Origin of the sequence: Vibrio scophthalmi LMG 19158 (genome assembly GCF_000222585.1) — a bacterium.
In the GTDB taxonomy this organism is placed as follows: domain Bacteria; phylum Pseudomonadota; class Gammaproteobacteria; order Enterobacterales; family Vibrionaceae; genus Vibrio; species Vibrio scophthalmi.
The window spans coordinates 28,469-54,939 of record NZ_AFWE01000150.1 but is presented as its reverse complement, the minus strand read 5'-3'; the positions used below and the strand labels follow the sequence as shown (position 1 = coordinate 54,939).

At 45.0% G+C, this 26,471-nt stretch carries 22 protein-coding genes and 1 other annotated feature; of the genes, 12 read left to right on the top strand and 10 right to left on the bottom strand.

Features of this window, described 5'->3' with window-relative positions:
* Nucleotides 1-296 precede the first annotated feature (296 nt).
* From hpf to yjjX, 5 genes are all read left to right on the top strand, one after another.
* The gene (gene hpf, locus RH88_RS11830; protein ID WP_005596183.1) at nt 297-623 is read left to right on the top strand and encodes a ribosome hibernation-promoting factor, HPF/YfiA family; all 327 of its coding nucleotides are present in this window, start codon (nt 297-299) and stop codon (nt 621-623) included.
* 105 nt (nt 624-728) lie between these two features.
* Nucleotides 729-850: a sequence feature (Phe leader region), on the top strand.
* 13 nt (nt 851-863) lie between these two features.
* Nucleotides 864-2,042 carry a prephenate dehydratase gene (pheA, locus tag RH88_RS11825; protein ID WP_005596182.1) on the top strand — a complete coding sequence of 393 codons (1,179 nt, stop codon included), beginning with the start codon at nt 864-866 and terminating at the stop codon, nt 2,040-2,042.
* 246 nt (nt 2,043-2,288) lie between these two features.
* On the top strand, nt 2,289-3,251 hold the full coding sequence (locus tag RH88_RS11820) for a polyamine ABC transporter substrate-binding protein (protein WP_005596180.1): 963 nt from the start codon (nt 2,289-2,291) through the stop codon (nt 3,249-3,251).
* Nucleotides 3,235-5,580 carry a putative bifunctional diguanylate cyclase/phosphodiesterase gene (locus RH88_RS11815; protein WP_005596178.1) on the top strand — a complete coding sequence of 782 codons (2,346 nt, stop codon included), beginning with the start codon at nt 3,235-3,237 and terminating at the stop codon, nt 5,578-5,580. The genes RH88_RS11820 and RH88_RS11815 overlap by 17 nt, the downstream gene beginning before the upstream one ends.
* Nucleotides 5,546-6,079: an inosine/xanthosine triphosphatase gene (gene yjjX / locus RH88_RS11810; protein WP_005596176.1), complete on the top strand. Its 534-nt coding sequence runs from the start codon at nt 5,546-5,548 to the stop codon at nt 6,077-6,079. The genes RH88_RS11815 and yjjX overlap by 35 nt, the downstream gene beginning before the upstream one ends.
* A 63-nt stretch (nt 6,080-6,142) precedes the next feature.
* Here the strand turns inward: yjjX and trpR are convergent, their stop codons facing one another.
* The gene (gene trpR, locus RH88_RS11805; RefSeq protein ID WP_005596173.1) at nt 6,143-6,445 is read right to left on the bottom strand and encodes a trp operon repressor; all 303 of its coding nucleotides are present in this window, start codon (nt 6,443-6,445) and stop codon (nt 6,143-6,145) included.
* Between the two features lie 14 nt (nt 6,446-6,459).
* Nucleotides 6,460-8,415, bottom strand: coding sequence for a murein transglycosylase (gene sltY / locus RH88_RS11800; RefSeq protein ID WP_005596171.1), 1,956 nt, complete (start codon nt 8,413-8,415; stop codon nt 6,460-6,462).
* Nucleotides 8,416-8,668: 253 nt separating this feature from the next.
* On the opposite strand from sltY, the gene ettA reads away from it, so the two are divergent.
* The 3 genes from ettA (at nt 8,669) to RH88_RS11785 (ending at nt 11,928) form a co-directional block, all read left to right on the top strand.
* The gene (gene ettA / locus RH88_RS11795) at nt 8,669-10,336 is read left to right on the top strand and encodes an energy-dependent translational throttle protein EttA (RefSeq protein ID WP_005596169.1); all 1,668 of its coding nucleotides are present in this window, start codon (nt 8,669-8,671) and stop codon (nt 10,334-10,336) included.
* Between the two features lie 227 nt (nt 10,337-10,563).
* Entirely contained in the window at nt 10,564-10,935 is a 372-nt protein-coding gene (locus tag RH88_RS11790; protein WP_005596168.1) for a PilZ domain-containing protein, read from the top strand.
* A gap of 9 nt (nt 10,936-10,944) precedes the next feature.
* Entirely contained in the window at nt 10,945-11,928 is a 984-nt protein-coding gene (locus RH88_RS11785) for a M23 family metallopeptidase (protein ID WP_040757944.1), read from the top strand.
* Nucleotides 11,929-11,967: 39 nt separating this feature from the next.
* Here the strand turns inward: RH88_RS11785 and tyrA are convergent, their stop codons facing one another.
* Together tyrA and RH88_RS11775 are read right to left on the bottom strand one after the other, a co-directional pair.
* Nucleotides 11,968-13,095, bottom strand: coding sequence for a bifunctional chorismate mutase/prephenate dehydrogenase (gene tyrA, locus RH88_RS11780; RefSeq protein ID WP_005596164.1), 1,128 nt, complete (start codon nt 13,093-13,095; stop codon nt 11,968-11,970).
* 21 nt (nt 13,096-13,116) lie between these two features.
* On the bottom strand, nt 13,117-14,190 hold the full coding sequence (locus RH88_RS11775; RefSeq protein ID WP_005596162.1) for a 3-deoxy-7-phosphoheptulonate synthase: 1,074 nt from the start codon (nt 14,188-14,190) through the stop codon (nt 13,117-13,119).
* A gap of 244 nt (nt 14,191-14,434) precedes the next feature.
* Here RH88_RS11775 and RH88_RS11770 point away from each other — a divergent pair, with 244 nt between their 5' ends.
* Entirely contained in the window at nt 14,435-16,108 is a 1,674-nt protein-coding gene (locus tag RH88_RS11770) for a sensor histidine kinase (RefSeq protein WP_005596160.1), read from the top strand.
* Between the two features lie 9 nt (nt 16,109-16,117).
* Nucleotides 16,118-16,852 carry a two-component system response regulator BtsR gene (gene btsR, locus RH88_RS11765; protein WP_005596158.1) on the top strand — a complete coding sequence of 245 codons (735 nt, stop codon included), beginning with the start codon at nt 16,118-16,120 and terminating at the stop codon, nt 16,850-16,852.
* A gap of 128 nt (nt 16,853-16,980) precedes the next feature.
* On the opposite strand, the gene nagZ is transcribed toward btsR, so the two are convergent.
* Complete coding sequence (gene nagZ / locus RH88_RS11760) at nt 16,981-17,970, bottom strand: beta-N-acetylhexosaminidase (protein WP_005596154.1); 990 nt, start codon at nt 17,968-17,970, stop codon at nt 16,981-16,983.
* 100 nt (nt 17,971-18,070) lie between these two features.
* Between nagZ and RH88_RS11755 the strand changes: the two genes are divergently transcribed.
* Nucleotides 18,071-19,186: an anhydro-N-acetylmuramic acid kinase gene (locus tag RH88_RS11755; RefSeq protein WP_005596153.1), complete on the top strand. Its 1,116-nt coding sequence runs from the start codon at nt 18,071-18,073 to the stop codon at nt 19,184-19,186.
* Nucleotides 19,187-19,311: 125 nt separating this feature from the next.
* Here RH88_RS11755 and RH88_RS11750 read toward each other — a convergent pair whose 3' ends face one another.
* A complete protein-coding gene (locus RH88_RS11750) occupies nt 19,312-19,659 on the bottom strand; it encodes a DUF2799 domain-containing protein (protein WP_040757943.1) in 348 nt (115 codons plus the stop codon).
* A gap of 211 nt (nt 19,660-19,870) precedes the next feature.
* On the opposite strand from RH88_RS11750, the gene RH88_RS11745 reads away from it, so the two are divergent.
* Nucleotides 19,871-21,358: a carbon starvation CstA family protein gene (locus RH88_RS11745; RefSeq protein WP_005596148.1), complete on the top strand. Its 1,488-nt coding sequence runs from the start codon at nt 19,871-19,873 to the stop codon at nt 21,356-21,358.
* A gap of 90 nt (nt 21,359-21,448) precedes the next feature.
* Here RH88_RS11745 and ispH read toward each other — a convergent pair whose 3' ends face one another.
* From ispH to ileS, 4 genes are all read right to left on the bottom strand, one after another.
* A complete protein-coding gene (gene ispH / locus RH88_RS11740) occupies nt 21,449-22,414 on the bottom strand; it encodes a 4-hydroxy-3-methylbut-2-enyl diphosphate reductase (protein WP_005596147.1) in 966 nt (321 codons plus the stop codon).
* Nucleotides 22,415-22,437: 23 nt separating this feature from the next.
* Nucleotides 22,438-22,869 carry an FKBP-type peptidyl-prolyl cis-trans isomerase gene (fkpB, locus tag RH88_RS11735; RefSeq protein ID WP_005596145.1) on the bottom strand — a complete coding sequence of 144 codons (432 nt, stop codon included), beginning with the start codon at nt 22,867-22,869 and terminating at the stop codon, nt 22,438-22,440.
* Nucleotides 22,870-22,994: 125 nt separating this feature from the next.
* Nucleotides 22,995-23,501 carry a signal peptidase II gene (gene lspA, locus RH88_RS11730; protein ID WP_005596142.1) on the bottom strand — a complete coding sequence of 169 codons (507 nt, stop codon included), beginning with the start codon at nt 23,499-23,501 and terminating at the stop codon, nt 22,995-22,997.
* A 102-nt stretch (nt 23,502-23,603) separates the two neighbouring features.
* Entirely contained in the window at nt 23,604-26,444 is a 2,841-nt protein-coding gene (gene ileS / locus RH88_RS11725) for an isoleucine--tRNA ligase (RefSeq protein ID WP_005596140.1), read from the bottom strand.
* Nucleotides 26,445-26,471: the final 27 nt, after the last annotated feature.

Here is a 26,471-nt window from a genome sequence, read left to right as displayed (position 1 = left end):
TTTCGTGTTGAAGATCACAAATAATTGCTGAACAAGGAATGAGCAGAAGGTTTGTTTAGGCCGTACTTGTTCACTAAAAAGCGAATGATTTTTAGCAAGGCACTTCTACCAATCTATAGCGTTTTTTGACTTTCTCAAGCACTTTCGTTCAAACGACTAAGGACAATTTGAGTTAGATCACAATTGACTTTAACTGGAAAAAACCCTCCCAAAAAGGTGATGTAGATCACGTTCTTTTAAACCTAAATCGTTAATCTGGAGTTAACCCATGAGGGATGACACAGAGGAAAACATTTATGAAAGTAAACATCACTGGTAAAAATATCGACATCACCTCTGCTATCCGCGATCACATTGAGAGCAAATTTAAAAAGCTAGAGAAATGGCAAGTAGACATCATCGGTTGCCAAGCTAGCTTCAGCGAAGAACCAAATAAACAGAAAAAGTTTGAAGCTGTTATTACCGTACCAAAAGGTAAGTTGGTTGCTTCAGCGATTCATGAAGATTTATACGCTGCCGTGAATGAGGTAGAACAAAAACTAGAACGCCAGCTGAATAAACTGCGCCACAAGCCAGAAGCACGTCGAACTGACAAGCCAGAGCTTGAAGAAGAAGTAGAATAAGTTAACGAATCGAGAGAGATAGCGCCGAAAGGCGCTATTTTTTTGCTTGACGCTGAAAACTCGGTTGCTTATTGTGGAGTGGACTCCATAAAGAGACTCATTTATGCCGCTGACTGATCTGTTCTTTTTTGACTTGTTTTTTCTCCACTAACCTTGGAGGCAGACTCGTTTTCGAAAGATAAGTCAAAAACGAATAGAAAGCCTCCCAAGTGGGAGGCTTTTTTATGTAAGGAAATTAGGATGACTGAACAACAATACTCGCTCGATGAAATTCGAACTCGACTCAATGAGCTAGACGACAACCTACTGCAATTATTGTCTGAACGCCGCCAAATGAGTATTGAAGTGGCGAAAAGTAAAGTTCAGACGTCAAAACCAGTGCGTGACGCTGAACGTGAACAGCAGTTATTGGTTAAGCTGATCAATAATGGCCAAGACAAATACAACCTTGATGCGCAGTATATTACTAAGCTCTTCCACACTATTATTGAAGATTCGGTGTTGCTGCAGCAATCTTATCTACAGAACCTAGCCAATCCAGAGATCAGCCGTAAACCGCTTGCCCGCGTCGCTTTCTTGGGTGCAAAAGGCTCTTATTCACACTTGGCAAGTCGTGAATTTTTCAGCCGTAAAAATACCGAACTGATTGAGCTTAATTGTGAAGGTTTCAAAGAAGTGGCGAATACGGTCGAGTCTGGTCATGCCGATTACGGGGTACTACCAATTGAAAATACCAGCTCAGGTTCAATCAACGAAGTCTACGACCTACTACAACATACGACACTTTATATTGTTGGTGAGCTGACCTTACCTATTGAACATTGCTTAGTCGCCACCAGCGATATTCGCTTAGAAAACCTCACCACCTTATATTCACATCCACAGCCGCACCAACAATGTAGTGAGTTTCTCAGCCACCTCAAAGGGATTGAGTTAAAAACCTGTGCCAGTACCGCTGATGCAATGCAGAAAGTCCGTCAGCTCAACCGTGACGATGTTGCAGCGATTGGCAATGCATCATCAGGTAAAATTTACGGTTTACAGCCAATCAAAGGCAATATCGCCAACCAAACCGAAAACCATACTCGTTTTATCGTTGTCGCGCGCAAACCGGTTGAAGTGTCACCGCAGATTCCGGCGAAGACCACATTGATCATGTCCACGTCACAAGAGGCAGGTTCACTGGTTGCGACGCTACTGGTATTGCAACGCTATGGCATCAACATGACCAAGTTAGAATCTCGTCCTATCATGGGTAACCCTTGGGAAGAGATGTTTTATGTCGATGTTGAAGCTCATTTAGACTCAGAATGCGTGCAAGATGCCATAGTTGAACTGACCAAAATTACCAAACACTTAAAAGTGCTTGGTTGTTACCCAAGTGAGAATATTAAGCCAACTCAGGTAAAATTAAGTTAAATAAAGTCTTACAGTTCAAAAAAAAACCAATAAGTGGCTGACACACCTTGTAAATATTACTAGCATCCTTGACCTGTTTTGAGCTTGCTGCTGTGTGTCGGTCACTGACTCTTATCAAAGCTCGGCGTTATCCAAACTACAAGGATCAGGTAACCCGCAATGCGTTTGACAAGAATACTACTACTCACTATTTCCTCTATTAGTGCTCATCCCGCGATATCTGCGCAGAATCAGTTAAATCTTTTCATGTGGGAAGATACCCTCTCTCCTGCCGTTATTGAGCAATGGCAAAAAGATACCGCAACCACTCTCCAATTGACCCATTTCGATAGTGATGACGAACGTAACGTCTTAATGAGTCGCAGTGAACAACTTCCTTTTGACATTGTCGTTCTTGATAACGTCTCGGCACAAGTTTATGGCCAATTAGGCCGACTAGAGAACCTCTCTGAACTTGATAATCGAAAGCATCAAAGTACTCAATGGCAACAAGCGTGTGGCGATTATGCGATACCCTACTTTTGGGGCTCAGTAGGCATTGTTTACCGCAAAGATAAAGTCCCGAAACCGCCTAAAACATGGCAAGAGTTTGTTCACCCACCACCGGAATTAGCCGGGCATATTGGGATGATCAACGATACGATTGATACTTTTCTGCCCGTTTTGAATAGTCTTGGCATTGCCCCTGATACTGAAGATGTTCAGCTGTTACAGCAAAGCTTTGCCGACATCATGGTCTTTAGCGCCAAAGTGCTAACCTACGAATATGTTCTCAGCTATGTACGCAGTAATCCCAATGCCGATAAGCTCCATATGGCACTCGCGTACAGTGGGGACGAACATTCGCTTAATCGATATCAAGATGAAATAGAATGGGGCTTTATTGTGCCTCAGGGCCCCCCTTATATTTGGGTGGATTGCTTAGCGATTAATCAAGCATCTAAAAATAAACAACTCGCCATCTCATTTTTAGAGTACCTTTCAGATCCCACTATTGCTGCAAAAAATGCAATCGACGTCAAAGCTGCAACCACCAATCGAAGTGCGCTGAAACTACTGCCGCAATGGTATTTAAATGATGCATCATTGGCAGTCCAAGGAACATTACCTCAGCAAGGACAAATTGATAGCCCACTCTCTGCCGCCAATATTAGTCTTAGAGCGAAGGTTATTAATCGCATATTGAAACATCATGAAACTCAACACTAGAGTCTTATTGTTGGTTGCCCCGGTAGTGTTGCTTAGCGCTGCCATTTCAAGCTATGGCATTTATCACAATCAAAAAGACGCATTGATCAAACGAGAAACCAGCTATTTGCAACTCACTATGGAGAAGCTGGCTGGTCACTTTAGGCAATCTTTCGCTCTCATCAATAGCTATTCACAAACGATAACCAAAAGTGAAATGGTCCGTCGCTACTTGCATCAGCAAGATAACCCTTTCAAAGAGATGGAGTTATTGACCAATATGCAGCGTATCATCTCTACCTTGCATTCCATTTCACAAGATACGATCGGGGTGGCCATTCTTGATAGTCAACGCAACACACAATTTTTTGTCGACAATCAAACCGATCCATTTAAGCAAATAGACGACAAAGCTCTACAATATGTCAAAGACACATATCGCTTGTCCGGCGCTCAGACCCACGTAGGATTTAGCAAGAACGACCAAGGGCAAAGTCTTCTTATCAGCTACAACGTACTTGATCCTCGCACCATGGAAGTCCCTCTTAGCTACAACAAAGAAGAAGTGTACTTTTTGGTGGTCTACTTAACTTTAAGTCAGTTTGATCAACTCAAACACATCATCGAATTCGACAACGATAGCTCACTGTTTTTTTCCGACCTGCCGGTCAATAAAAGTGGTTTAACCCAGTCAGTTGAATTGAAATCGACGTTATTCGCGACCCTCGACCCGGCGCAATATTTACTGGGTGATAAACTCAAAGCGATTGAAAATAAATTGCTGATTTCCTATGTCGCATCCTCAATTGCCACCGTACTGATCCTATTGCTATTACTCTATCGTCATGTCACTCGTCCAATTGCTGAGTTAGAAAAGCAATTGCTGGATGTTGAGTTACGTAAACGACATAACATTGAAAAACGCGATCATAATGATGAGCTCGGTCGGTTATCCAAGCGCTTCTACAACATGTATCAAGAGCTGCACAGCAGCTATCAAAAAACCAAAGCATTAGCCGAAAACGACCATCTAACCGGACTGGCCAACCGCTATCAATTTCAAACCTTTATTGAAACAAAGCTGAGCGACAATATTCGCCACCACTACGCGTGGATTTTGTATATTGACCTCGATAACTTCAAATACGTTAACGATAAATACGGCCATAACATCGGCGATAATCTCTTAATAAATTTCGCCCAACACGTTAAAAAAGTCTGCCGAGATTGGCAAAATAAACACGCGATTGATTGCTTAGCCTCACGCTTGTCAGGGGATGAGTTTGCTATTTTTATTGCTTCATCTCAGCAAGATGTCTACGCAGAATCACTTGCTGAAGCCATTCTAGAACCATTGTTAGTCAGTGGACGTTCGCCGCTAGGTAACTTCCCGATCACTGCCAGCATTGGTATTGCCGCCTACCCTAGCGATGGAGACAACTTTGCCAGCCTGCTTTCTAATGCCGATACGGCAATGTATCAAGCCAAACGAGCCGGCAAAAACCAACTGTCGTATTATTCCAAAGCGCTCGATAAGTCCGTTCGCCGTCGAACACAAATAGAAAGAGCACTGCGCAGCGGTGAATTTAACAAAGAATTCTCACTGCAATATCAGCCCTACTACAATCGAACGGGTGATAGGATCATGGGGGTTGAAGCGCTGCTGCGCTGGCACTCGCCAAAACTTGGTAAGGTCAATCCGGCAGAATTTATCCCAATATCGGAGCAAACGGGGATCTTTGGCCTTATCGACCGCTGGGTGATTGAGCAAGCATTCGCGAACTTTTTTGAAATTCAATCAATGTTTGAGCATGACATTCAACTCTCGATAAACCTATCATCGGCAGAACTCGACTCTCATCAATTGGCTCGTTATATCGAAGCGATGGCGCGTCACTATGATGTGCATCCGCCACTGGTTGATTTTGAAATAACCGAAACCTTTGCTACGGACTCACAAAGCTACTCTTTGTTACATGAGCTTTCGACCATGGGCTTTAAATTAGCGATCGATGACTTCGGTTCTGGCTATACATCTATCACCCAACTTGTAGAATACCCAGTACAAAAAATTAAACTGGATCGCGAATTCTTAGCAACCTTGATCAAAACCGATAATAAGAAAGTGGTGAAGCCATTAGTTGAACTGTGTCATTCTCAGTCGATGATCGTGACTGCCGAAGGCATTGAGTCGCAAGATATGCATCAATGGTTGGCAGATAATAACTGTGACTACATGCAAGGCTACTACCTTTCCTCCCCTGTCGACCTAGATCAGTTAAAAGAGCTCGTCGCCACACAAAAGGCTAAGGTACATGACCACCCAGACCGTTATCGTCGCTTCGCTTAATCCGGCAAAAATTAACGCAGTCGAAAGCGCTTTTACAGCCGTATTCCCACAGCAATCTTTCCAATTTATTGGGGTTAGCGTTCCCAGTGATGTCGCCGAACAGCCGATCAGTAACCAAGAAACGTATCAAGGGGCGCGAAATCGTGTCACCAATGCCAAACGGGCACAATGCCATGGTGATTTTTACGTCGGCCTAGAGGCCGGAATTGAAGGTGCGGTCACCTTTGCTTGGATGGTGATTGAATCCGATACACGACGCGGCGAATCTCGCTCAGCCAGCATGATGCTGCCTCCTGCAGTCGCGACACGTCTTTCTCCTGAGGTTGAACTCGGCAGTGTGATGGATGAGGTCTTTGGCACCACCAATATCAAACAAAAAGGTGGCGCGATTGGTGTACTTACCCAGCATCAACTAACACGCAGTTCGGTTTATCATCAAGCATTGATCATGGCTTTGATCCCTTTTACCAATCCTCAGCACTATCCTACTAACGTATAATCTGGTTATAAGCGAAGTAATAAAAAAGGTGCCCTAGGCACCTTTTCGTTAATCAATCTCAATTTAAAGCGACGAGCCTTTCAGCAAATCGGCGATAGCCTGCTTTTCTTCACTACTTTTCGATTTAAGTTCATTAGAACCACGAGTAATGGTCGCCACACCAACACCAAGTAATTGGCTGATTTGACGTTGGGAAAGATCACCTTTAAGCAGTTCGCGGAAAATGTTCACTCTCGCCACTAGAGCTTCTCTTTCATCTGGGGTCAACAACATGGTCAATAACATTTCATGTTGACCGGTATCGCTACTGTGCTTCACCAAATCTAAGATTTGTTGCCACTCTTTATACTCGGGTTGTAATGACATGATTTGCCGCTCGCTTAATACTTAGTATTCAATTCATTCTCATGGAGGAAGACGCCATCTTGCTTTAGCAGGCCTCGGTAGTATGTTTCAAACATCAAGATGTTTTGTACATAACCTCGAGTCTCATTGAACGGGATCGCTTCTATAAATGCATAAGCATCTAATTTTTCTTGTGTTCGTCCGCGCCACGTTTTCACTCTTCCAGGCCCTGCATTATACGCAGCAAAAGCGAAAATTCGATTGTTATCGTACTTCTCAAGCAGGCTCTGCAGGTAGCGACTGCCAATTTCAATATTTTTGCCAACCTTGTATAAATCATCCACGCCGGCATAGCCTAAATCATATTTCCGCGCGGTGTATTTCGCTGTCGCAGGCATAATTTGCATCACCCCACGAGCACCCACGGGTGATTTCGCTTCAATGTCCATGGCACTTTCTTGACGAGCAAGTGACATCAACGTCACCGGATCAACGCTGTGTTTTTCACCATAAAAATCAAACCACCAGCGATGTGCCAATGGGAAGCGTAAGGCTAAATTACCCCACATTTTGGCTTGAATCGTCGCGGTAACCGTCAAATGATGCCAACGCTTTTGTGCCGCATAAGCGGCAAGCATCTGCTTTTGCTCTGGCGTCGCGCGGTTAAGTAAATGGCGCCACTCACTTTTCGCTGCTGCTATTTTATCGCGCGCAATCAACTCTCCAATTCGTTCTAAACTGGCATTAAAAGGCTTAACCAGCGAGCGCTGTAAAGCTAGACTCGTCTGTGGGTACACCACTGCGCGGTTAAGTTGCTCTGCCGCCGCAACACTATAGAAGTTACGTTCACCCAGTATCGCCTCTAAACGGCGCTCACCTTGCGCCTTGGCGCCTGTCGCCATTTCAGATCGGCCCAACCAGTATTGCCAGCGTAAATTATTCGCTTGCTCCTCAGGCAGTGTGGCAATCCAATCCGCAATGCCAGACCAATCGGCCTCTTGAATCGCTAAACGAATACGACGCTCTTTAAGTTTGATACTACTTGAGATCGCAATCTGTTGATCACGCCACGAAATAAGCTCCGCAGAATCGGTGCTATTCACTAAGCGCAGAGCGATATAATCTGCCAATTTCTGCGCTTGCGGCGGCGTCAATTTTTGCCCATCAACCACTGTCGCCCAGGCTTGCTGCGCTTGCTCTACATTTTTACGAGCGAGTTTTTGCAGAGCCATTTCACTTTGCTTGCGATAAAAAGTATTGGCGGGCTGTTTTTTGGCAAACGCGGCAACATTTTCAGGTTGATTAAACAAAGCAATCATTTGCTGCGCTTGTTGTTGTGACTGTTTTGATTGCAGTTCTTTCGCCAGGTATTTTAATAACCCACCATTGCGCGCATCAAAGGCCAACAACATGCGATTCAATATTTGCTCATCACTACGCAGGCCTGCTTTTTGCCAAGCTTTAAACAACGGATCACACGCATCAGAAATACTGCGTCCATGTAGCCATAGATCTTCCGCACCTTTAAAGGCCAAAGCCTGATTACCCGTTTGATATTGGGCATTATAGTAATGACATTGATATTGCTCACCGCGTGGCAGATCAGCTTGAAACTCAAGTAATGTCTGCCACTGCTGTTTACGTGCAAGCATATCAATATAAGGCGCTCGAATGCGGCTCGAAAATGGAAAGCTCTTATGTTGCTCAATAAACCGTTCAACCTGTTGTGGTGACTGCTCATCCAACGTGGCTAACAAGGTGCGATAATCCACATAAGGAGTTAGTGGGTACTGAGCGATCTTTGACCGCATTGCTTGGTATTGGTCGACCTGCTTATTATCGAGCAACTGCTGTGCTTGATCGTAAAGTGCGCGCTGTTCTTCTAAATAAGAAGGGCTAGCTGCGAGCCCATTTACGCTGTATAGCATCGTTGATACGGCGATCAACGATGAAGGAAGGCGATACAACGTTTTAATAAATTTGGTTGTCATGTCTTCTCGTCCTGATGAGAAACGATATATTGAAATGCTATTAGGACTATTCTACTAAGTTCTGTAAAGCATATAGGTGTAAACAAAAATTATTTCACCTAAGTGTGACACATTTAATGAATCGTACATCAATATTAGGTAAATCCTACTGACACTTCATTTCCTGAAGCCAATGAAGATCATAGGTAACAAACCTAGATTGGTTGGTGTAAAATAGCCGTTTATGTGTAAAGCAATTTAGGAACGATCGGCAATGGCTGAATACGTATATACCATGTCGCGGGTGAGCAAGATTGTGCCACCGAAGCGTCAAATTCTAAAAGACATTTCTCTAAGCTTCTTCCCTGGTGCAAAAATTGGTGTTCTTGGCCTAAACGGTGCAGGTAAATCAACCTTGCTACGCATCATGGCCGGTATCGATACCGATATCGATGGTGAAGCTCGCCCTCAACCAGGTCTCAACGTAGGCTACTTGCCACAAGAACCCGTTCTTGATGAATCAAAAACGGTACGCGAAATCGTTGAAGAAGCGGTTGGTGATGTTGCTGGTGCACTGACTCGTCTTGATGCGGTATACGCGGCTTACGCTGAACCAGATGCTGACTTCGATGCACTTGCAAAAGAGCAAGGTGAGCTAGAAGCACTGATTCAAGCAAAAGATGGTCACAATCTAGAGAACGCTCTTGAGCGTGCAGCGAACGCACTACGCCTGCCTGAATGGGATGCAAAAATTGCGAACCTCTCTGGTGGTGAGCGTCGCCGTGTTGCAATTTGTCGCCTGCTACTAGAAAAGCCAGACATGTTGCTGCTTGACGAACCAACCAACCACTTGGATGCGGAATCAGTTGCTTGGCTTGAACGCTTCCTTGTTGATTACACCGGTACTGTTGTGGCAATCACGCACGACCGTTACTTCCTAGATAACGCAGCTGGCTGGATTCTAGAACTTGACCGTGGTGAAGGTATTCCATGGCAAGGTAACTACACCTCATGGCTAGAGCAGAAAGATGCACGTCTACAACAAGAGTCATCTCAAGAAAGCGCTCGTCAAAAAACCATCGAGAAAGAACTGGAATGGGTACGTAAGAACCCTAAAGGTCGCCAAGCGAAGTCTAAAGCGCGTATGGCTCGCTTTGAAGAGCTACAAAACAGCGATCACCAGAAACGTAATGAAACCAACGAATTGTTCATCCCGCCAGGTGAACGTTTAGGTGATAAGGTTCTTGAAGTAAACAACCTGACTAAGTCATTTGATGGCCGTGTACTGATTGACGACCTATCATTCAGCATGCCGAAAGGAGCTATCGTTGGTATCGTCGGTGCCAACGGTGCGGGTAAATCCACCCTATTCAAGATGCTAAGTGGCACAGAGCAACCAGATTCAGGTTCAATTGAACTGGGTGAGACGGTAAAACTGGCCTCTGTTGATCAGTTCCGTGACAGCATGGACGACAAGAAGACCGTTTTCCAAGAAATCTCAGAAGGCGCTGATATTCTTAAGATCAACAACTTCGAAATTCCTGCGCGTGCTTACTGTTCTCGCTTTAACTTCAAAGGTTCAGACCAACAGAAGATCATCGGCGAATTGTCTGGTGGTGAGCGTAACCGTGTCCACCTAGCAAAACTGCTTAAAGCGGGTGGTAACGTATTACTACTCGATGAACCAACCAACGATCTAGACGTTGAGACACTGCGTGCACTTGAAGAAGCACTGCTTGAGTTCCCAGGTTGTGCCATGGTTATCTCGCACGACCGTTGGTTCCTTGACCGTATTGCGACCCATATTCTTGACTACCGTGATGAAGGCCAAGTTAACTTCTATGAAGGTAACTACTCTGAGTACATGGATTGGTTGAAGAAAACCTTGGGCCCTGAAGCCGCTGAACCTCATCGCATCAAATACAAGCGTATATCTAAGTAATCACTTTTTGAGCGCGTTCATGACGTTAGCTGATTAAGTATGACCTATTGGTCCGGCAGAGAAGCCGCTTGAATTTTGTTCAAAGGCCGCTATCATAGCGGCCTTTATTGTATACGGTTAAAATGCCGTTTCATCAAAATCGAGCCTGATCACTAAGTTTGGATATTTCCACCGAGCTAGAATATTTAATCTGTTAAGCTATAAAAAACAGATCAAGAGAGCTCAGCATGATAGAACGTCGTCGATTTTCACGCATCGTATACCAAGCCCTAGCGGTTGTGACTCAAGGCCACACTCGAGTAGAGTCGAATGTAAAAGACCTATCACTCCATGGATTGTTACTGGCTTGTCCAGATCACACATCGTTAGATCCATTAACCCCGATCTCTATACAGTTTCAGTTGACCGATAGTGATATCACTATCCAACTACAAGGAAAGATTGTTGGCGTTGTTCAAGATCTCATTCGTGTCACGATTGAGCATATTGATATTGAAAGCATTGGCCATATTAAACGCATGGTTGAACTGAATGTGGGAGATGATGAATTACTTCATCGTGAAATAGAGCACTTATCCGATTTAGGTGAGTACTCCTAACAAAGTTGTATGTCGAACAAAATAATTATTAGCATCCCTACAAGTAAAGAGGTACAACACTTCTCTATCGGTAGAAAATCTCTAATCGCTTCCTTAGTGGCTATATTTGCCGTAATGGGGGGCGTCGCAGGTTACATCTCTCACAAACAAGAACATATCGAGGCATTGTCGCTACAGTTGCAGCAAAGCCAAGCTGAAAACGCAACATTAGATCAGCTCTATGCGGAACAAGTTGATGCCTCTCACTCCCTCTCCCAAGAGTTAGAAGAGAAACGTAGCCAGCTGCATATGCTAGGAAAACGCGTCTACGATGTAGAGTCGGTACTGGGTTTAGCACGAGAAGAAGAACTCGATGAAGCCAATATCGAAGATCGCTTAGATGCTGCTGCGGTTGATTCCGCCGTACGCGCGACCATGTTTCGTATGATCCCTAATGAGTCACCTCTCGATTACCAACGCATTTCGTCATCCTATGGTCGCCGTACCAACCCTATTTCAGGTAAACGCCATACCCATACCGGTATCGATTTAACTTGTAAGATGGGCACGCCAATCATCGCCCCTGCCGATGGCGTCATCGAGACAGTAAGACCAAGCAACAAAGGTTATGGCAACTACCTTACCTTGCGTCACTCATTTGGTTTTATGACCTCTTATGCCCACCTAAAAAACTTCAACGTCAAAAGTGGTCAGTTTGTCTCGAAAGGGGATGTGATTGCCAACTGCGGCAACTCCGGCAACTCAACCGGCCCACACTTGCATTATGAAACGCGCTTTTTAGGCCGCTCAATCAACCCGAAGAACACCATGGATTGGACACCGGATAACTTTAACTCTCTATTTGAAAAAGAGAAAAGCATTAAATGGGCACCATTGGTTAAATTAATTGATGATAATGTGCGCTTGCAAGTTAACCTGACCAACAATCCACCAAATGATCTTGCAGTGGAAACCGTCAGTAATTTAACTGGCGATGTAGCAAGCAGAAAATAAGCTAAAAAAGCAGCCATCGGCTGCTTTTTTTAATTGGGTTTAACCACGATGAATTGAGTCATTGGCTTGCTTAAGCAAGTTCTGACTTTCATGCATAAACTGCTGTGAATAATCACCGAACCAATCGCTGACCTTATCAAAACTTTCAATAAAGGCTTGTTTATCGCCCCCTTCTAAAATCTCGACGGCTTCACCAAAACTGCGGTGGAAACGTTTGATCATCTCGATATTCTGCTCAGAAGAAAAAATAATGTCACCGTATAGGTTTGGATCTTGAGCAAAGAGACGCCCAACCATCGCCAACTCTAAACGATAAATCGGTGAGCTAAGTTGTAACAGCTTATCAATATTAGGATTTTCACGACTTAAATGTCGGCCATAAGCAAACGAAGTGAAGTGGCGCAGCGCTTGAATCAGCGTCATACCGTGGTCATGTTCACTCGCCTCTATTTGACACAAGCTTGCCCCCCAAATAGAGAACTGCTTGAGTAGCCATTGGTAGTGCTCTTCTCCTCGACCATCACAATAAACGATGACCTGCTTCGCTAGGCTTGGAACATCAGGGCCAAACATTGGGTGCAAGCCAACCACTGGACCTCGATGAACATTAAGCATTGCTTGCAGTGGCTTGGTTTTAATGGAGGTGAGATCGCACAAAATGCAATCTTCTGGCAATGTCGATAATTTCTCAATCACACCTTCAGTAAGGTGAATAGGGACCGTGACCACCACCAAACCTGCACCATCAAGGATCTCCTCAGCGCGATGCCAATCTTGACTACCAAGGACTTTGACTTGGTAACCAGAAAGCGTAAACATACGGCCAAACAGACCACCTAATTGACCTTTACCACCGACAATCACCACCGAACGTAACTCTGGGTTTAAACATTTAAAACCTGAGTCCTTTTCACTCGCGTAAGACTCACGCATGGTGCGGCGCAAAATATCTTCGATCAGTTGCGGTGGCACACCAATCTTATCCGCTTCTGCACGTCGCGAAGCTAACATCGCCGCTTCGCGATCCGGCGCGTAAATCGGTAAACCGTGCTCGCTTTTTACTTCACCGACTTTTTCTACCAGCGCCAAGCGCTCTGCCAGTAAGTTTAATATTTGCTTGTCGACTGCATCTATCTGATCGCGCAGTGCATTTAACTGTTCAGCCATGAATGTCCCTATCTAGCTCAATTAACCTTTTAAGCGGTCTTGTAAAAATGGCACCAACTCACTGTGGGCATGTTTTAATAGTGCCTCAGTTGCTGACCAATTGATACATGCATCGGTAATTGAAACGCCATACTCCATCTCATTCAATGGCAAATCTGAAGACTGACTGCCCTCATTGATGTGGCTTTCAATCATCACACCAATAATCGATTGATTACCTTCGCGAATTTGGTGAATCACATCCTCAGCGACTAACGGCTGACGGCGGTAATCTTTACGTGAATTTGCATGGCTACAATCGACCATCAATGACGCATCCAAACCCATTTTTGCCATATCTTGCTCACACTCTGTGACAGAGACTGAGTCGTAATTGGTTTGTTTACCACCACGTAAAATAACATGGCCGTTTGGGTTACCTTGCGTGGTCAAAAGTGCGACTTGCCCTTCACGGTTAATCCCCATAAAACGGTGACTTGAAGAAGCGGCTTGCATGGCATTAATTGCAGTAGAAAGGCTACCATCTGTACCATTTTTAAAACCAATCGGCATCGAAAGACCACTGGCCATTTCACGGTGCGTTTGCGACTCGGTAGTGCGAGCACCAATCGCCGCCCAACTAAAGGTATCGGATAAGTATTGCGGGCTAATAGGATCAAGCGCTTCGGTCGCTAGCGGGATTTCCATTTCGGCGAGTTCGACCAATAGTTCACGGCCAATATGCAGTCCATGTTCAATATCAAAACTGCCGTCCAAATGAGGATCATTGATTAACCCCTTCCAACCAACGGTTGTACGTGGTTTTTCAAAGTAAACGCGCATAACAATATACAGTTGATCACTCAACTCTTCAGAGAGTGCTTTGAGGCGACGAGCATAATCCTTTGCTGCTTCAATATCGTGAATAGAACACGGGCCGCATACCACCAATAAACGGTGATCTTTTTTATGAATAATGTCGGCAACCGTTTGACGTGATTGTTGAATAAAACGACGGGCATTATCACTTAAAGGTAACTTTGCTTTCAGCGCCTCTGGGGTAATTAGCACTTGCTCGTCACTAATATTAACGTTACTCAATTCACTTTTTTGCATAACCACTACCTGTATATTATAATTTACACTCTAGCAATCCATTTGCTCAAGATTTAACTCTACATCTAAACTAACAGGATAAGACTAAATTTCAACCGTAAACAATAAAAAACACCATTGTAAATCCAAGTTTACAGCCATTCTTTTCGCTATCCAAGAGGTCTTTTATCGCTTGGCCTGTATTCTCTATTGCCGTTCTTGATTAAAATATTGAACTATTGGAATGGAATACAGGCTTGACGATATGGATCTCATCCTATCATTATTACAACAGATGTGTGTCTACTTAGTGCTGGCTTATATGCTCAGTAAAACCCCCATCTTTTTGCCACTACTGAATATATCTCACCGTTTTAGCCACAAGCTCACTATCTACATAGTTTTTTCGTTGTTCTGTATCCTCGGTACCTATTTCGGTTTACAAATCAATGATGCTATCGCCAATACTCGCGCGATTGGTGCCGTGATGGGCGGATTGTTTGGTGGGCCAGTAGTGGGCTTTTTTGTCGGTCTAACCGGTGGATTACATCGCTACTCTCTCGGTGGTTTTACCGATCTTGCCTGCGCGATTTCCACCACCGCCGAAGGTTTGATTGGCGGCTTACTGCATACTTATTTATTACGGCGCGGCAAAGGTACCTTGCTGTTTAGCCCCAGCATTGTATTTGCGATTACTCTTTTTGCTGAACTGGTACAGATGGCGATTTTGCTTCTGGTCGCAAAACCGTTTGATCAGGCTTACGTCTTGGTTTCTGCCATCGCTGCACCGATGATCATCGCCAATTCAATCGGTGCTGCGCTGTTCATGAGTATTCTACAAGATAGAAAAACCATCTTTGAAGAGTATTCCGCCAGCTTCTCTCGTCGTGCGTTGAATATTGCCGAACGTTCTGTCGGTATTCTTGCCTCTGGCTTTAATAGCGCCAATGCGGAAAAGATTGCACGCGTAGTTTACGAAGAAACCAAGGTTGGTGCTGTCTCTATCACCGACACCAGCAAAATTCTCGCCTTTGTTGGTATTGGTGACGATCATCATCGACCTGAAACCCCTATCTCCTCACAAAGCACTTTGGATGCCATTGAACAAAACGACATTATTTATCTCGATGGCAAAGAAAGGCATTATCAATGCTCGCTCTCAGCGGAGTGTAAATTAGGCTCCGCATTAATCATCCCGCTACGAGCGGGAGATAAAGTGATTGGCACGATCAAACTCTACGAACCAAAACGTAAGCTGTTTTCCACTATCAACATGGCAATGGCAGAAGGAATCGCGCAATTACTCTCTAGCCAAATTCTCTATGGTGATTATCAGCAAAAGCAATCCCTGCTCGCCCAAGCCGAAATCAAATTATTGCACGCGCAAGTGAATCCACATTTTTTGTTTAATGCTCTTAATACCATCAGTGCCGTGGTGCGTAGAGATCCCTCCAAAGCGCGTGAACTGATTCAGCACCTGTCGCAATTTTTTCGTAGTAACTTAAAGCAGAATATTGAGGCGGTAACACTGAAAGATGAGTTGGCCCATGTGAATGCTTATTTAACGATTGAAAAAGCGCGCTTTACCGACCGTTTAGAAGTGGAAATTGATATCGACTCAAGCTTGCTACAACGTAAATTACCGACCTTTACTCTGCAACCATTAGTAGAAAACGCCATCAAACACGGTATTTCGAATTTACTTGAAGGTGGAGTAATTCGAATTTACAGCCAACCAGAAGCACAAGGTCAACGCATTATCGTCGAAGACAATGCGGGTAGTTACCTCACGCCACAAAGTGAACATGCAGGTTTAGGTATGCAAATTGTCGCCAAACGACTGACCAATAAATTTGGCCAGATCAGTGACCTAAAAATTGATGTGAAAGCGAACCAATACACGCGAATGAGCTTTCTCATTCCTAATGATGATTGTTAAGGATTAACCATGCTATCTGCACTTGTGATAGATGATGAATTATTTGCTCGCGAAGAGCTTACGGAACTGTTAGAAGAAACGGGACAAATCGAGGTTATCGGCCAAGCTAGCAATGCCATTGAAGGACTAAAAAAAATCAATCAGCTCAAACCCGATGTGGTGTTTCTCGACATTCAAATGCCACAAATTACCGGCATTGAGTTGTTAGGCATGCTTGACCCTGACACCATGCCATATGTGGTCTTCGTGACGGCTTATGATGAATTTGCTGTACAAGCGTTTGAAGACAATGCTTTCGACTACCTGCTCAAACCCGTTGATACGCAAAGATTGGCGAAAACCGTACAACGACTCATCAAGTCCGGACAGTTCATGTCTGGCCCACAAAATCTACAACCAGTCAGTGCCATTGCGCCACAAAGCCTTGATCAAGTCCCTTGTATTGGCCTGAACCGCATCATGATTATCCCCACCCATGAGATTGAGTTTGCCTACAGTGATATCAGTGGCGTGCATGTACAAACTCCACAGCAGTCAGCCACTAGCCAGTTAACGCTTAAAATACTGGAAGAAAAAACGCCTTTAGTGCGCTGTCACCGCCAGTATTTAGTGAACGTTAAAGCAATCAAAGAAATCAAACTGCTGGAAAATGGCTTAGCCGAAATCTTAACTCATAGCCAGCAGCCCATTCCTGTTAGCCGCCGTTACTTAAAGCCGCTCAAAGAGCGTTTAGGCTTTCAGTAAACAGCGTTTGGATCATGATGAGTAAAAAGATCATCATGATCCAAATGCTCTAATGCTTCTCCATCTATCGCGTCTGCTGCGATCAAAAAGAGCCACATAATGTGGCTCTTTCACTCTGGGTTTATCCCTTATTCACCCTCAAGCATGCGCTTCATCGCTTCTGAGGCTTGACGCCACTTCTCACTACTTTGCAGTTCACTCAAAGAAAAGTTCTTTTTCTTCATTAGACCCAATGCTTGTGGGGTTTCCATGATCGGTAAGTTATCGAGTACTTCAATCTGTTGGTCGCGATTGTTACATAGCAGTAGCATGTCACAACCCGCCACCAGCGCTTGATGGGAGCGTTCCGCCGGGCCACCCATGATAGCAGCGCCTTCCATATTGAGGTCGTCAGAGAAGATAATGCCTTTAAAACCCAGCTGCTCGCGCAGTACTTGTTTAAGCCAAAATGACGAACCGCTAGCGGGCTGATCATCATAATGCGAGTAAATAACATGTGCCGGCATCATCGCATCAAGCGTGCCCGCTTCAATTTGGGCTTTAAAGATCGCCATATCCTTTGCAAGAATGGTATCACGCTCATCATAGGGCGTTTCCAAATGCGAGTCGGCCAACACGCCCCCATGACCAGGGAAATGCTTACCGGTCGTAGCCATACCAACCGCCTTCATACCGCGCATAAACGCACTGCTGTAGCGTAAGATGCTATCAACATCATCGCCAAAAGCGCGGTCGCCAATCGCTCGGCAATCGTGGCCTTTGTCCAGTACTGGCGCAAAACTCAAATCGATATCATGCGCGATCAGTTCCGCCGCCATTAACCAGCCACCTAACTCAGCTAATTGCTCGCCTTGAGCTTGCTCACCAAACAATTTCGCCGCCGGGATGCGGGAAAAACCTTCACGGAATCGTTGTACGCGCCCGCCTTCTTGATCAACACCAATCAGAATTGGGCGTTTTGCCGCTTTACGGATGGCGGTATTGAGTGCCAACAACTGTTGATTATCGTGATAATTACGCGAAAACAGAATCACGCCCCCAACGGTTGGGTGCTGTAAAATCTCTTTATCTTCGGCAGTTAACTCATACCCTGCTACATCCAGCCATAACGGACCCATAATTTCTCCTGATTGCGGTCGATTTTCGCTATGGTTTCGAGGTTATTCTGATTGTTCTCGGTTTACAATGGATATGTCACCCTATTGGTAAAAATTGGATATGAATACAAAACAACGCTTTATTGGTGTGATGTCAGGCACCAGCATGGACGGTGTCGACACCGCACTGGTCGAAATCGAAGGCAACCAAATTCAGCTATTGGCGGCGCATGATTTTCCGATGCCCGAGTCGCTCAAGCAGCGTCTGTTGAATATTTGTATCGGCCAACCGACCAGCTTGGCAGAAATTGGCGAACTGGATCATTTGCTCGGCCACCTCTTCGCTGACGCCGTCAATGCGCTATTGGCAAGCGCGAACTGCAGTGCCGAAAGTATTACTGCTATCGGTAATCATGGCCAAACGGTCTACCATAGGCCAGAAGGTGATGCGCCTTTTACTATGCAGCTTGGTGATGCCAATATCATTGCCGCTCAAACAGGTATTGATACTGTCGCCGATTTCCGCCGTAAAGATATGGCGCTCGGCGGCCAAGGTGCTCCGCTGGTGCCAGCCTTTCATCAGTGCTTATTTGAATCAACGAATTCGAGTGTGGTGGTGTTAAACATTGGTGGGATTGCCAATATCTCGGTACTGCGCCCTAATCAAAAAGTGATTGGCTACGATACGGGCCCAGGCAACATGCTAATGGACGCGTGGATACAAAAACATCGCGGGGATAAATACGATAATGATGCTTTATTTGCCCTGCAAGGTGTCATCAATCAGCCATTACTAGATGATCTACTCAATGAAGATTATTTTGCGCGCCAAGCACCAAAAAGTACCGGCCGTGAACTGTTTAATCTACCGTGGTTAGAGAAAAAACTCACTACACACACCTTATCGACACAAGATGTACAGCGCACCTTATGTGAGTACACCGCGGTGACGATTGCTAACGATGTGTCGCGTTATACGCACGGTGAACAGCCTGAGTTATTAGTCTGTGGCGGCGGTGTACGCAATCCTCTACTGATGCAGCGCTTAATTGAATTGTTGCCTAACTGGCGCGTCGCTTCCACCGAAGATAAAGGGGTCGATAGTGACAATATGGAAGCGATGGCTTTTGCTTGGTTAGCACAACGACGTATGCATAACTTACCAAGTAATTTGCCTGAAGTGACTGGAGCAAGCCAATTAGCTTCATTAGGTGTGCTTTACTATGCCGATAAGTAAAGCGGCTAGATTACCCAGGAAAAAAAACTAAACCGCTAAAACTAAACCGCTAAAATAATAAAGGCTTGGATAACCAAGCCTTTTCATTGCTGTCATGGCGTGACAGCAACGCATATGTCATTGGCTTAATAGCTATTTTGCTGATCGTTCCAGCCTCGTTGCCATTCCATACGAAATTTCTGTGCATCTTCAGTGCCTTCACAAACACCTTCATAATATTGGCCAGACAGACCAATTTGGTAAGCAAAATTGGGATTACAATACTCTTCTACACCCGTTAAATAACCTTGGGTATAATCCGCTTGGTTTGCCTCGCCCAGTTTGGCTAAATCTGAGAATGAACGCTCGGTGTTACCGCTCACACCATCTTGATAACCCACTTGATACCAATCACCCGTTTTAGCCAACTGCTCCACTGAACTGGCACAGCCAGCCAGAATGGTAAGTAGTGCCACTGCCATTAGCTTTCTCATTGTTTTTCCTTATTGTTCTTTCCTTGCTCTAGTGTAACCACTAATCACTATCGATGACCACTGATGGTGAGTGATGAGCAACAATAAAACCACTTAATACCAACCAGAACCACTTAAATCCCCATATGACCACTCAAGGTAAAAGCGGATGTTTCTCGCCTAAGCGTTGTTTATTATCGACCATGAATCCAATACCCAAGGGACAGAATTTATGTTGTGGTTTTTATCCTGTGTCGCTGCATTGATCGGCGGCTACTTTATTTATGGCGCTTTCGTTGAGAAAGTATTTGGTATCAATGAACAGCGCAAAACCCCAGCGCATACCAAAACCGACGGCGTAGACTATGTACCAATGTCGACCCCTAAGGTCTATCTGGTTCAGTTACTTAACATCGCAGGCGTAGGTCCAATCTTTGGTCCAATCATGGGCGCACTCTACGGCCCTGCTGCAATGCTATGGATTGTGATCGGTTGTATTTTCGCAGGTGCCGTACACGACTATTTCTCTGGCATGCTTTCTATTCGCAACGGTGGTGCTTCTGTTCCAACCATCACAGGTCGTTACCTAGGCAATGGCGCCAAACATTTTATGAACATTTTTGCCATTGTTTTGCTGCTTCTTGTCGGTGTGGTTTTTGTATCAGCGCCTGCTGGAATGATCACCAACCTTATCAATGAACAGACCAGCTTGAATGTCAGCATGACTACCATGGTTGTGATCATTTTTGCCTACTACATTCTGGCAACGATTGTTCCGGTTGATAAAATTATTGGTCGTTTTTACCCGCTCTTTGGCGCTCTGCTGATCTTTATGTCGATTGGCTTAATCAGCGCAGTGGCATTCTCAAGTGAACATCATATTTTGGGTGGCTTTGAAGTGACGGACATGTTCACTAACCTCAACCCAAATGACATGCCAATTTGGCCAGCCTTGTTTATCACCATTGCTTGTGGTGCAATTTCTGGCTTCCACGCCACTCAGTCACCACTGATGGCGCGTTGTATGGAAAATGAAAAAAATGGTCGCTTTGTTTTCTACGGAGCGATGATTGGCGAAGGTATCATCGCTCTAATTTGGTGTGCGGTTGCACTTTCTTTCTTCGGTTCTCTAGAGTCTCTGCAAGAAGCCGTCGCAAATGGTGGCCCGGGCAATGTCGTTTACAGCGCTTCATTTGGCTTACTGGGTGTGTTTGGCGGTATCATTGCCTTCCTAGGCGTGGTCATTTTACCTATCACATCTGGCGACACGGCATTTCGTTCAAGCCGTTTGATCCTAGCTGAATACTTCAACATGGAACAAAAAACACTGCGTAACCGCCTATTGATGGCTGTGCCTCTGTTTGTTGTCGGTGGCGTGTTGACCCAAGTGGACTTCGGCATCATCTGGCGCTACTTCGGTTTTGCTAACCAAACCACAGCCGTCATGATGCTATGGACAGCGTCGGCTTACCTACTGCGTTACAACAAGCTACATTGGATCACCACCATTCCAGCCGTATTTATGACTGCGGTGTGTGCAACCTTTATCTTGAACAACAGCACGCTAGGCTTTGGCCTACCAATGCAAATCTCAACTATCTCTGGTGTGATATTTGCCCTAGCGGCAATGGTTTATGTGATTAAGATTTCGAAAGGAAAAGGCGATAAAGACCTAGCTGACGAAGACTCAACGACCACTGCAGAAACAAAAACGGCGTAAGTTACCGATCTAGAAAATTAACAACGTTTGGCTTATCAATACAAAAGGCTCCCTCGGGAGCCTTTTGTTTATATCTATTTCACTGAGCGACTAATCAACTAATTTGATTTGCAGCTCTTTAGGCACTTCAAAGAACATGTTCTCTTCGCGGCCCGACACTTCTTCAACCGAGCGCGTACCAACCAATTCTTTGATACGTTCCAGAATTTTGTTCACTAGCTCTTCTGGCGCTGAAGCACCTGCGGTAACACCGACTTTGTGTTTACCATCAAACCAAGCACTATCGATATCTTCAGGACAATCGGTTAAGTAACCCGGTGTGCCGAGTTTTTCCGCCAGCTCTTTTAATCGCGTTGAGTTTGATGAGTTTTTCGAACCAACTACAATCACCACATCAACATCACCGGCCATTTCACGTACTGCGTCTTGACGGTTTTGCGTCGCATAGCAAATATCATCTTTGCGCGGGCCTTGAATCTCAGGAAATACTCGGCGTAGTTCCATAATGACATCGGCCGTTTCATCCACCGATAAGGTGGTTTGACTGACATAGTGCAGCTCGCTTGGGTCTTTGACTAAGCTTAATAATCTTTCGACATCTTGCGGCTTTTCAACCAAGTACATGCCACCTTCAAAGCTAGAGTACTGTCCCATCGTACCTTCAACTTCAGGGTGACCAGCATGACCAATCAACACCACTTCCATATGTTTACGGCTGGCACGTGCAACTTCCATATGAACTTTTGTCACCAATGGGCAAGTCGCATCAAAGACGGTTAATGCGCGCTCTTTTGCTTCCTGACGAACGGCTTGTGATACGCCATGAGCTGAAAAAATGACGATGTTGTCATCTGGCACTTCGCTAAGTTCTTCAACAAAGATCGCGCCACGCTGTTTTAAGCCTTCCACCACAAAGCGATTATGTACCACTTCATGACGTACATAAATTGGCGGCTGGTAAAGTTCTAAAGCGCGCTCAACGATACTAATCGCGCGATCAACACCCGCACAAAAACCACGTGGGTTGGCTAATAGGATTTTCATTTCATTGCTCATGGAATTGTTATCTTCTTGGGGCGTTATTCTACTGACAAAATTTCGACTTCAAAAGTCACATCTTGTCCTGCTAAGGGGTGATTAAAGTCAACGGTGACCGAATCGCCAGCGATATCGGTAATAATACCAGGGATTTCCATCCCATCGCGGCCACTAAACGCCATTATTGTTCCCACTTCCACTTCAGCATCACCAACAAATTTGCTGCGATCCATGTAGTGAATATTATCTGGATTTGGCATACCAAAAGCATCAGCAGCGGGTAAATCTATCGCTTTTTTATCGCCAGTTTGTAAGCCAAATAAACACTGCTCAAAATTCTCACTCAAGCTACCATCACCAATGACTAACTTAGCCGGCTTGCCCATATTGTAAGTGCTGTCGGCTACTGAGCCATCTTTCATTTTAATCGTAAAGTGCAATGTTACTGCCGATTGTTGAGCGATTATCGTCACGAGACTGCTTCCTTGTCATTGTTATGCTGCGAAGGGGAATACTTCAAAACAAATAGAGACGTCTATTAAATGAAAAAGCGCCGTCCAAATCAACAGACAGCGCTTAGGGTTATTCAATATTTGCTCTATTGAGCGGTTTGTTTATCTTTGTTGCGAAAGCCATCAAGAATAATCATCGCCGCGCCAATACAAATTGTGCTATCAGCAAGATTAAAAGCGGGCCAATGATAATCACCCCAGAAGAAATCAAGATAATCGACCACAAAACCATGCACGATACGATCGAACACATTACCGACTGCGCCACCAATGATCATCGCGTAGGCAATATTGTTCCATTTCTCTTTCGCGGGTAGTTTGCTCATCCAGTACGTCAGCATCGCGGTCACAACAAAGGCGATCGCGGTAAAGAACCAGCGCTGCCATCCAGCTTGATCGCTTAGAAAACTAAAAGCCGCACCGTAGTTATGGACATAGAGAAAATTAAAGAAAGGCAACACCTCAACTCGATTTGCCCAGCCATAACCCATGTTATCCATAACAAACAACTTGATAGCAATGTCTGCCACAAAGATTACGACAGCAAGCCAAAGCCAACGTACGCCTGATTGTTTTAGTGGAATGTTACTCATTAAAGTTCCTATAAAATCATGAACGAGACACTACAGTTAAAAATAACCCCAGCAAATACTGGGGCTATAAATTTCTAATAAAGTTCAATCGCTAAAGCGAGATTACGCAAACTTACGTACTTCGCCTTCACCATCAACGTTGGTCACACAGCGGCCACAAATTGTCTCGTGTCCTGCGATAGTGCCTACGTCAGCAGTGTGGTGCCAACAACGGTCACACTTCTCGCCTTCTGAAGCTGCAACTTCAACCAATAGGCCTTCGATGTCAGTTTCTTTCGCCGCTTCTGTCTTCTCAGATAGAGGTTTAACAGCCGCTTTTGACGTTAGTAGAACAAAACGTAGTTCATCTTCTAGCTTATTGATCTTCGCCGCTAGCGCTTCATCAGCAAACAGAGTGATCTCAGCTTGTAGTGCGCCACCAATCACTTTCTCGCTACGTGCAGCTTCTAGAAGCTTGTTCACGCTGCCACGAACCGCTTGGATTTCTGCCCAGAATTCGTTGTTCAGCTCTTCGTTTTCAGTAAGACCGAATAGACCATCGAACCATTCGCCAGTGAAGACAAACTTATCGCGTTGACCTGGCATTTCATTCCAGATTTCATCTGCAGTGAACGACATGATTGGTGCCATCCAACGAACAAGTGCTTCTACGATGTAGTAAAGCGCAGTTTGACAGCTACGTTGGGCATGACCACCACGTTTCGCTGTGTACTGACGGTCTTTAATTACGTCTAGGTAGAATGAACCCATTTCGATTGAACAGAATTGCATTAGACGCTGAGTTACACCATGTGTGTTGTACTCTTCGTATGCTTTCACAATCTCTTCTTGAGCCGCTAGAGCACGACCTACTGCCCAACGATCCAATGCCACCATTTCTTCAGCGGGTACTAGATCGGTTTCTGGGTTGAAACCGTTTAGGTTTGCTAGGAAGAAACGTGCTGTGTTACGGATACGACGGTACGCATCTGCAGAACGTTTTAGGATTTCATCAGAAACCGCAACTTCGCCAGTGTAGTCTGTTGAAGCAACCCATAGACGTAGAATGTCTGCGCCTAGTTTGTTGGTCACATCTTTTGGTGCCACAACGTTACCGATAGATTTAGACATCTTACGGCCGTGACCATCAACCACGAAGCCGTGCGTTAGTACTTGTTTGTATGGCGCAACGTCTTTCATCGCGATAGATGAAATTAGAGAAGATTGGAACCAACCACGGTGTTGGTCAGAACCTTCTAGGTAAAGATCCGCACTGTGGCCATTGAACTCTTCACGAGCATCAACAACGGCATAGTGTGTTACACCTGAGTCAAACCATACGTCTAGTGTATCAAGCACTTTTTCGTAGTTTGCAGCGTCATCAGCGCCCATCAGTTCAGCAGCATCAACATCCCACCAAGCTTGAATGCCTTTTTCTTCCACTAGCTGTGCTACTTTTTCAATGAGCTCTAGTGAATTAGGGTGTAGCTCTGCGGTCTCTTTATGAACGAATAGAGCAATTGGCACACCCCAAGTACGTTGACGAGAGATACACCACTCAGGACGACCTTCAATCATACCTTCGATACGGCTTTGGCCCCATTCAGGCATCCACTGAACACCTTTGATTGACTCTAGTGCTTTTGCACGTAGGCCAGCTTGATCCATTGAAATGAACCATTGTGGTGTTGCACGGAAGATGATTGGCGTTTTATGGCGCCAGCAGTGTGGGTAGCTGTGCTCGTAAGCGTGGTGATGCAGTAGCGCGCCTTTTTCTTTAAGCACTTCAAGCACTGAATCGTTCGCTTTGAAAACGTGTTGACCAGCAAATAGCGGAGTATCTGGTAGGTAAACGCCGTTTGAACCAACTGGGTTTGCCACTTCTAGACCGTACTTTTGACCAACCACGAAGTCTTCTTGACCGTGGCCAGGTGCAGTATGAACCACGCCCGTACCTGATTCAGTCGTTACGTGATCGCCAAGGATCGCTGGAACGGTAAAATCGTAGAATGGGTGGTTGAATTGTAGCAACTCAAGATCAGCACCTTTCGCAAAACCAAGGTTATGGAAATGCTCGATACCCGCACGATCAATTGCATCTTTCGCCAGCTCAGAAGCGACGATGATACGTTGCGCAGGCTGTTCGCCATTCGCTTCAACTTGAATCAGTGCGTACTCTAGATCATCACGTAGACATACTGCGCGGTTTGCTGGCAGAGTCCATGGCGTGGTTGTCCAGATAACGATTGAAAGCTCACCTTCACCGGCATGACCATCCGCTAGTGCAAACTTAGCCAGTACAGCCGCTTCATCCGTCGCTGCAAATTTCACATCGATAGATGGTGATACTTTATCTTTGTACTCTACTTCTGCTTCAGCCAATGCCGAACCACAGTCTGTACACCAGTGAACAGGTTTGAAACCTTTTAGTAGATGGCCTTTATCAGCAATCTTACCTAATGCGCGAATGATGTTTGCTTCTGTAGCAAAATCCATCGTGCGGTATGGTTTGTCCCACTCGCCCATGATACCAAGACGTTTGAAGCTCTCTTTTTGACCTTCAACTTGACCGGCTGCATATTCGCGACATTTTTCACGGAATTCTGCTGCCGTTACTTTTTGGCCTGGTTTGCCGACTTTCTTTTCTACCATCAATTCGATAGGTAGACCGTGACAGTCCCAACCTGGAACGTACGGCGCATCAAAACCCGAAAGCGTTTTGGATTTAATAATAATGTCTTTAAGAATCTTGTTTAGCGCGTGGCCAATGTGAATATCACCGTTAGCGTATGGAGGGCCATCGTGTAATACGAAAGATTTTTTGCCTTTCTTCGCTTTACGGATTTCACCGTAAAGATCTTCTTTATACCAACGCTCAAGCATTTCTGGCTCACGATTGGCCAGATTACCACGCATTGGGAACCCTGTATCAGGTAGGTTCAGGGTATCTTTATACTCACTCATCGATTCTTAATTCCGTTGTATTGGGCG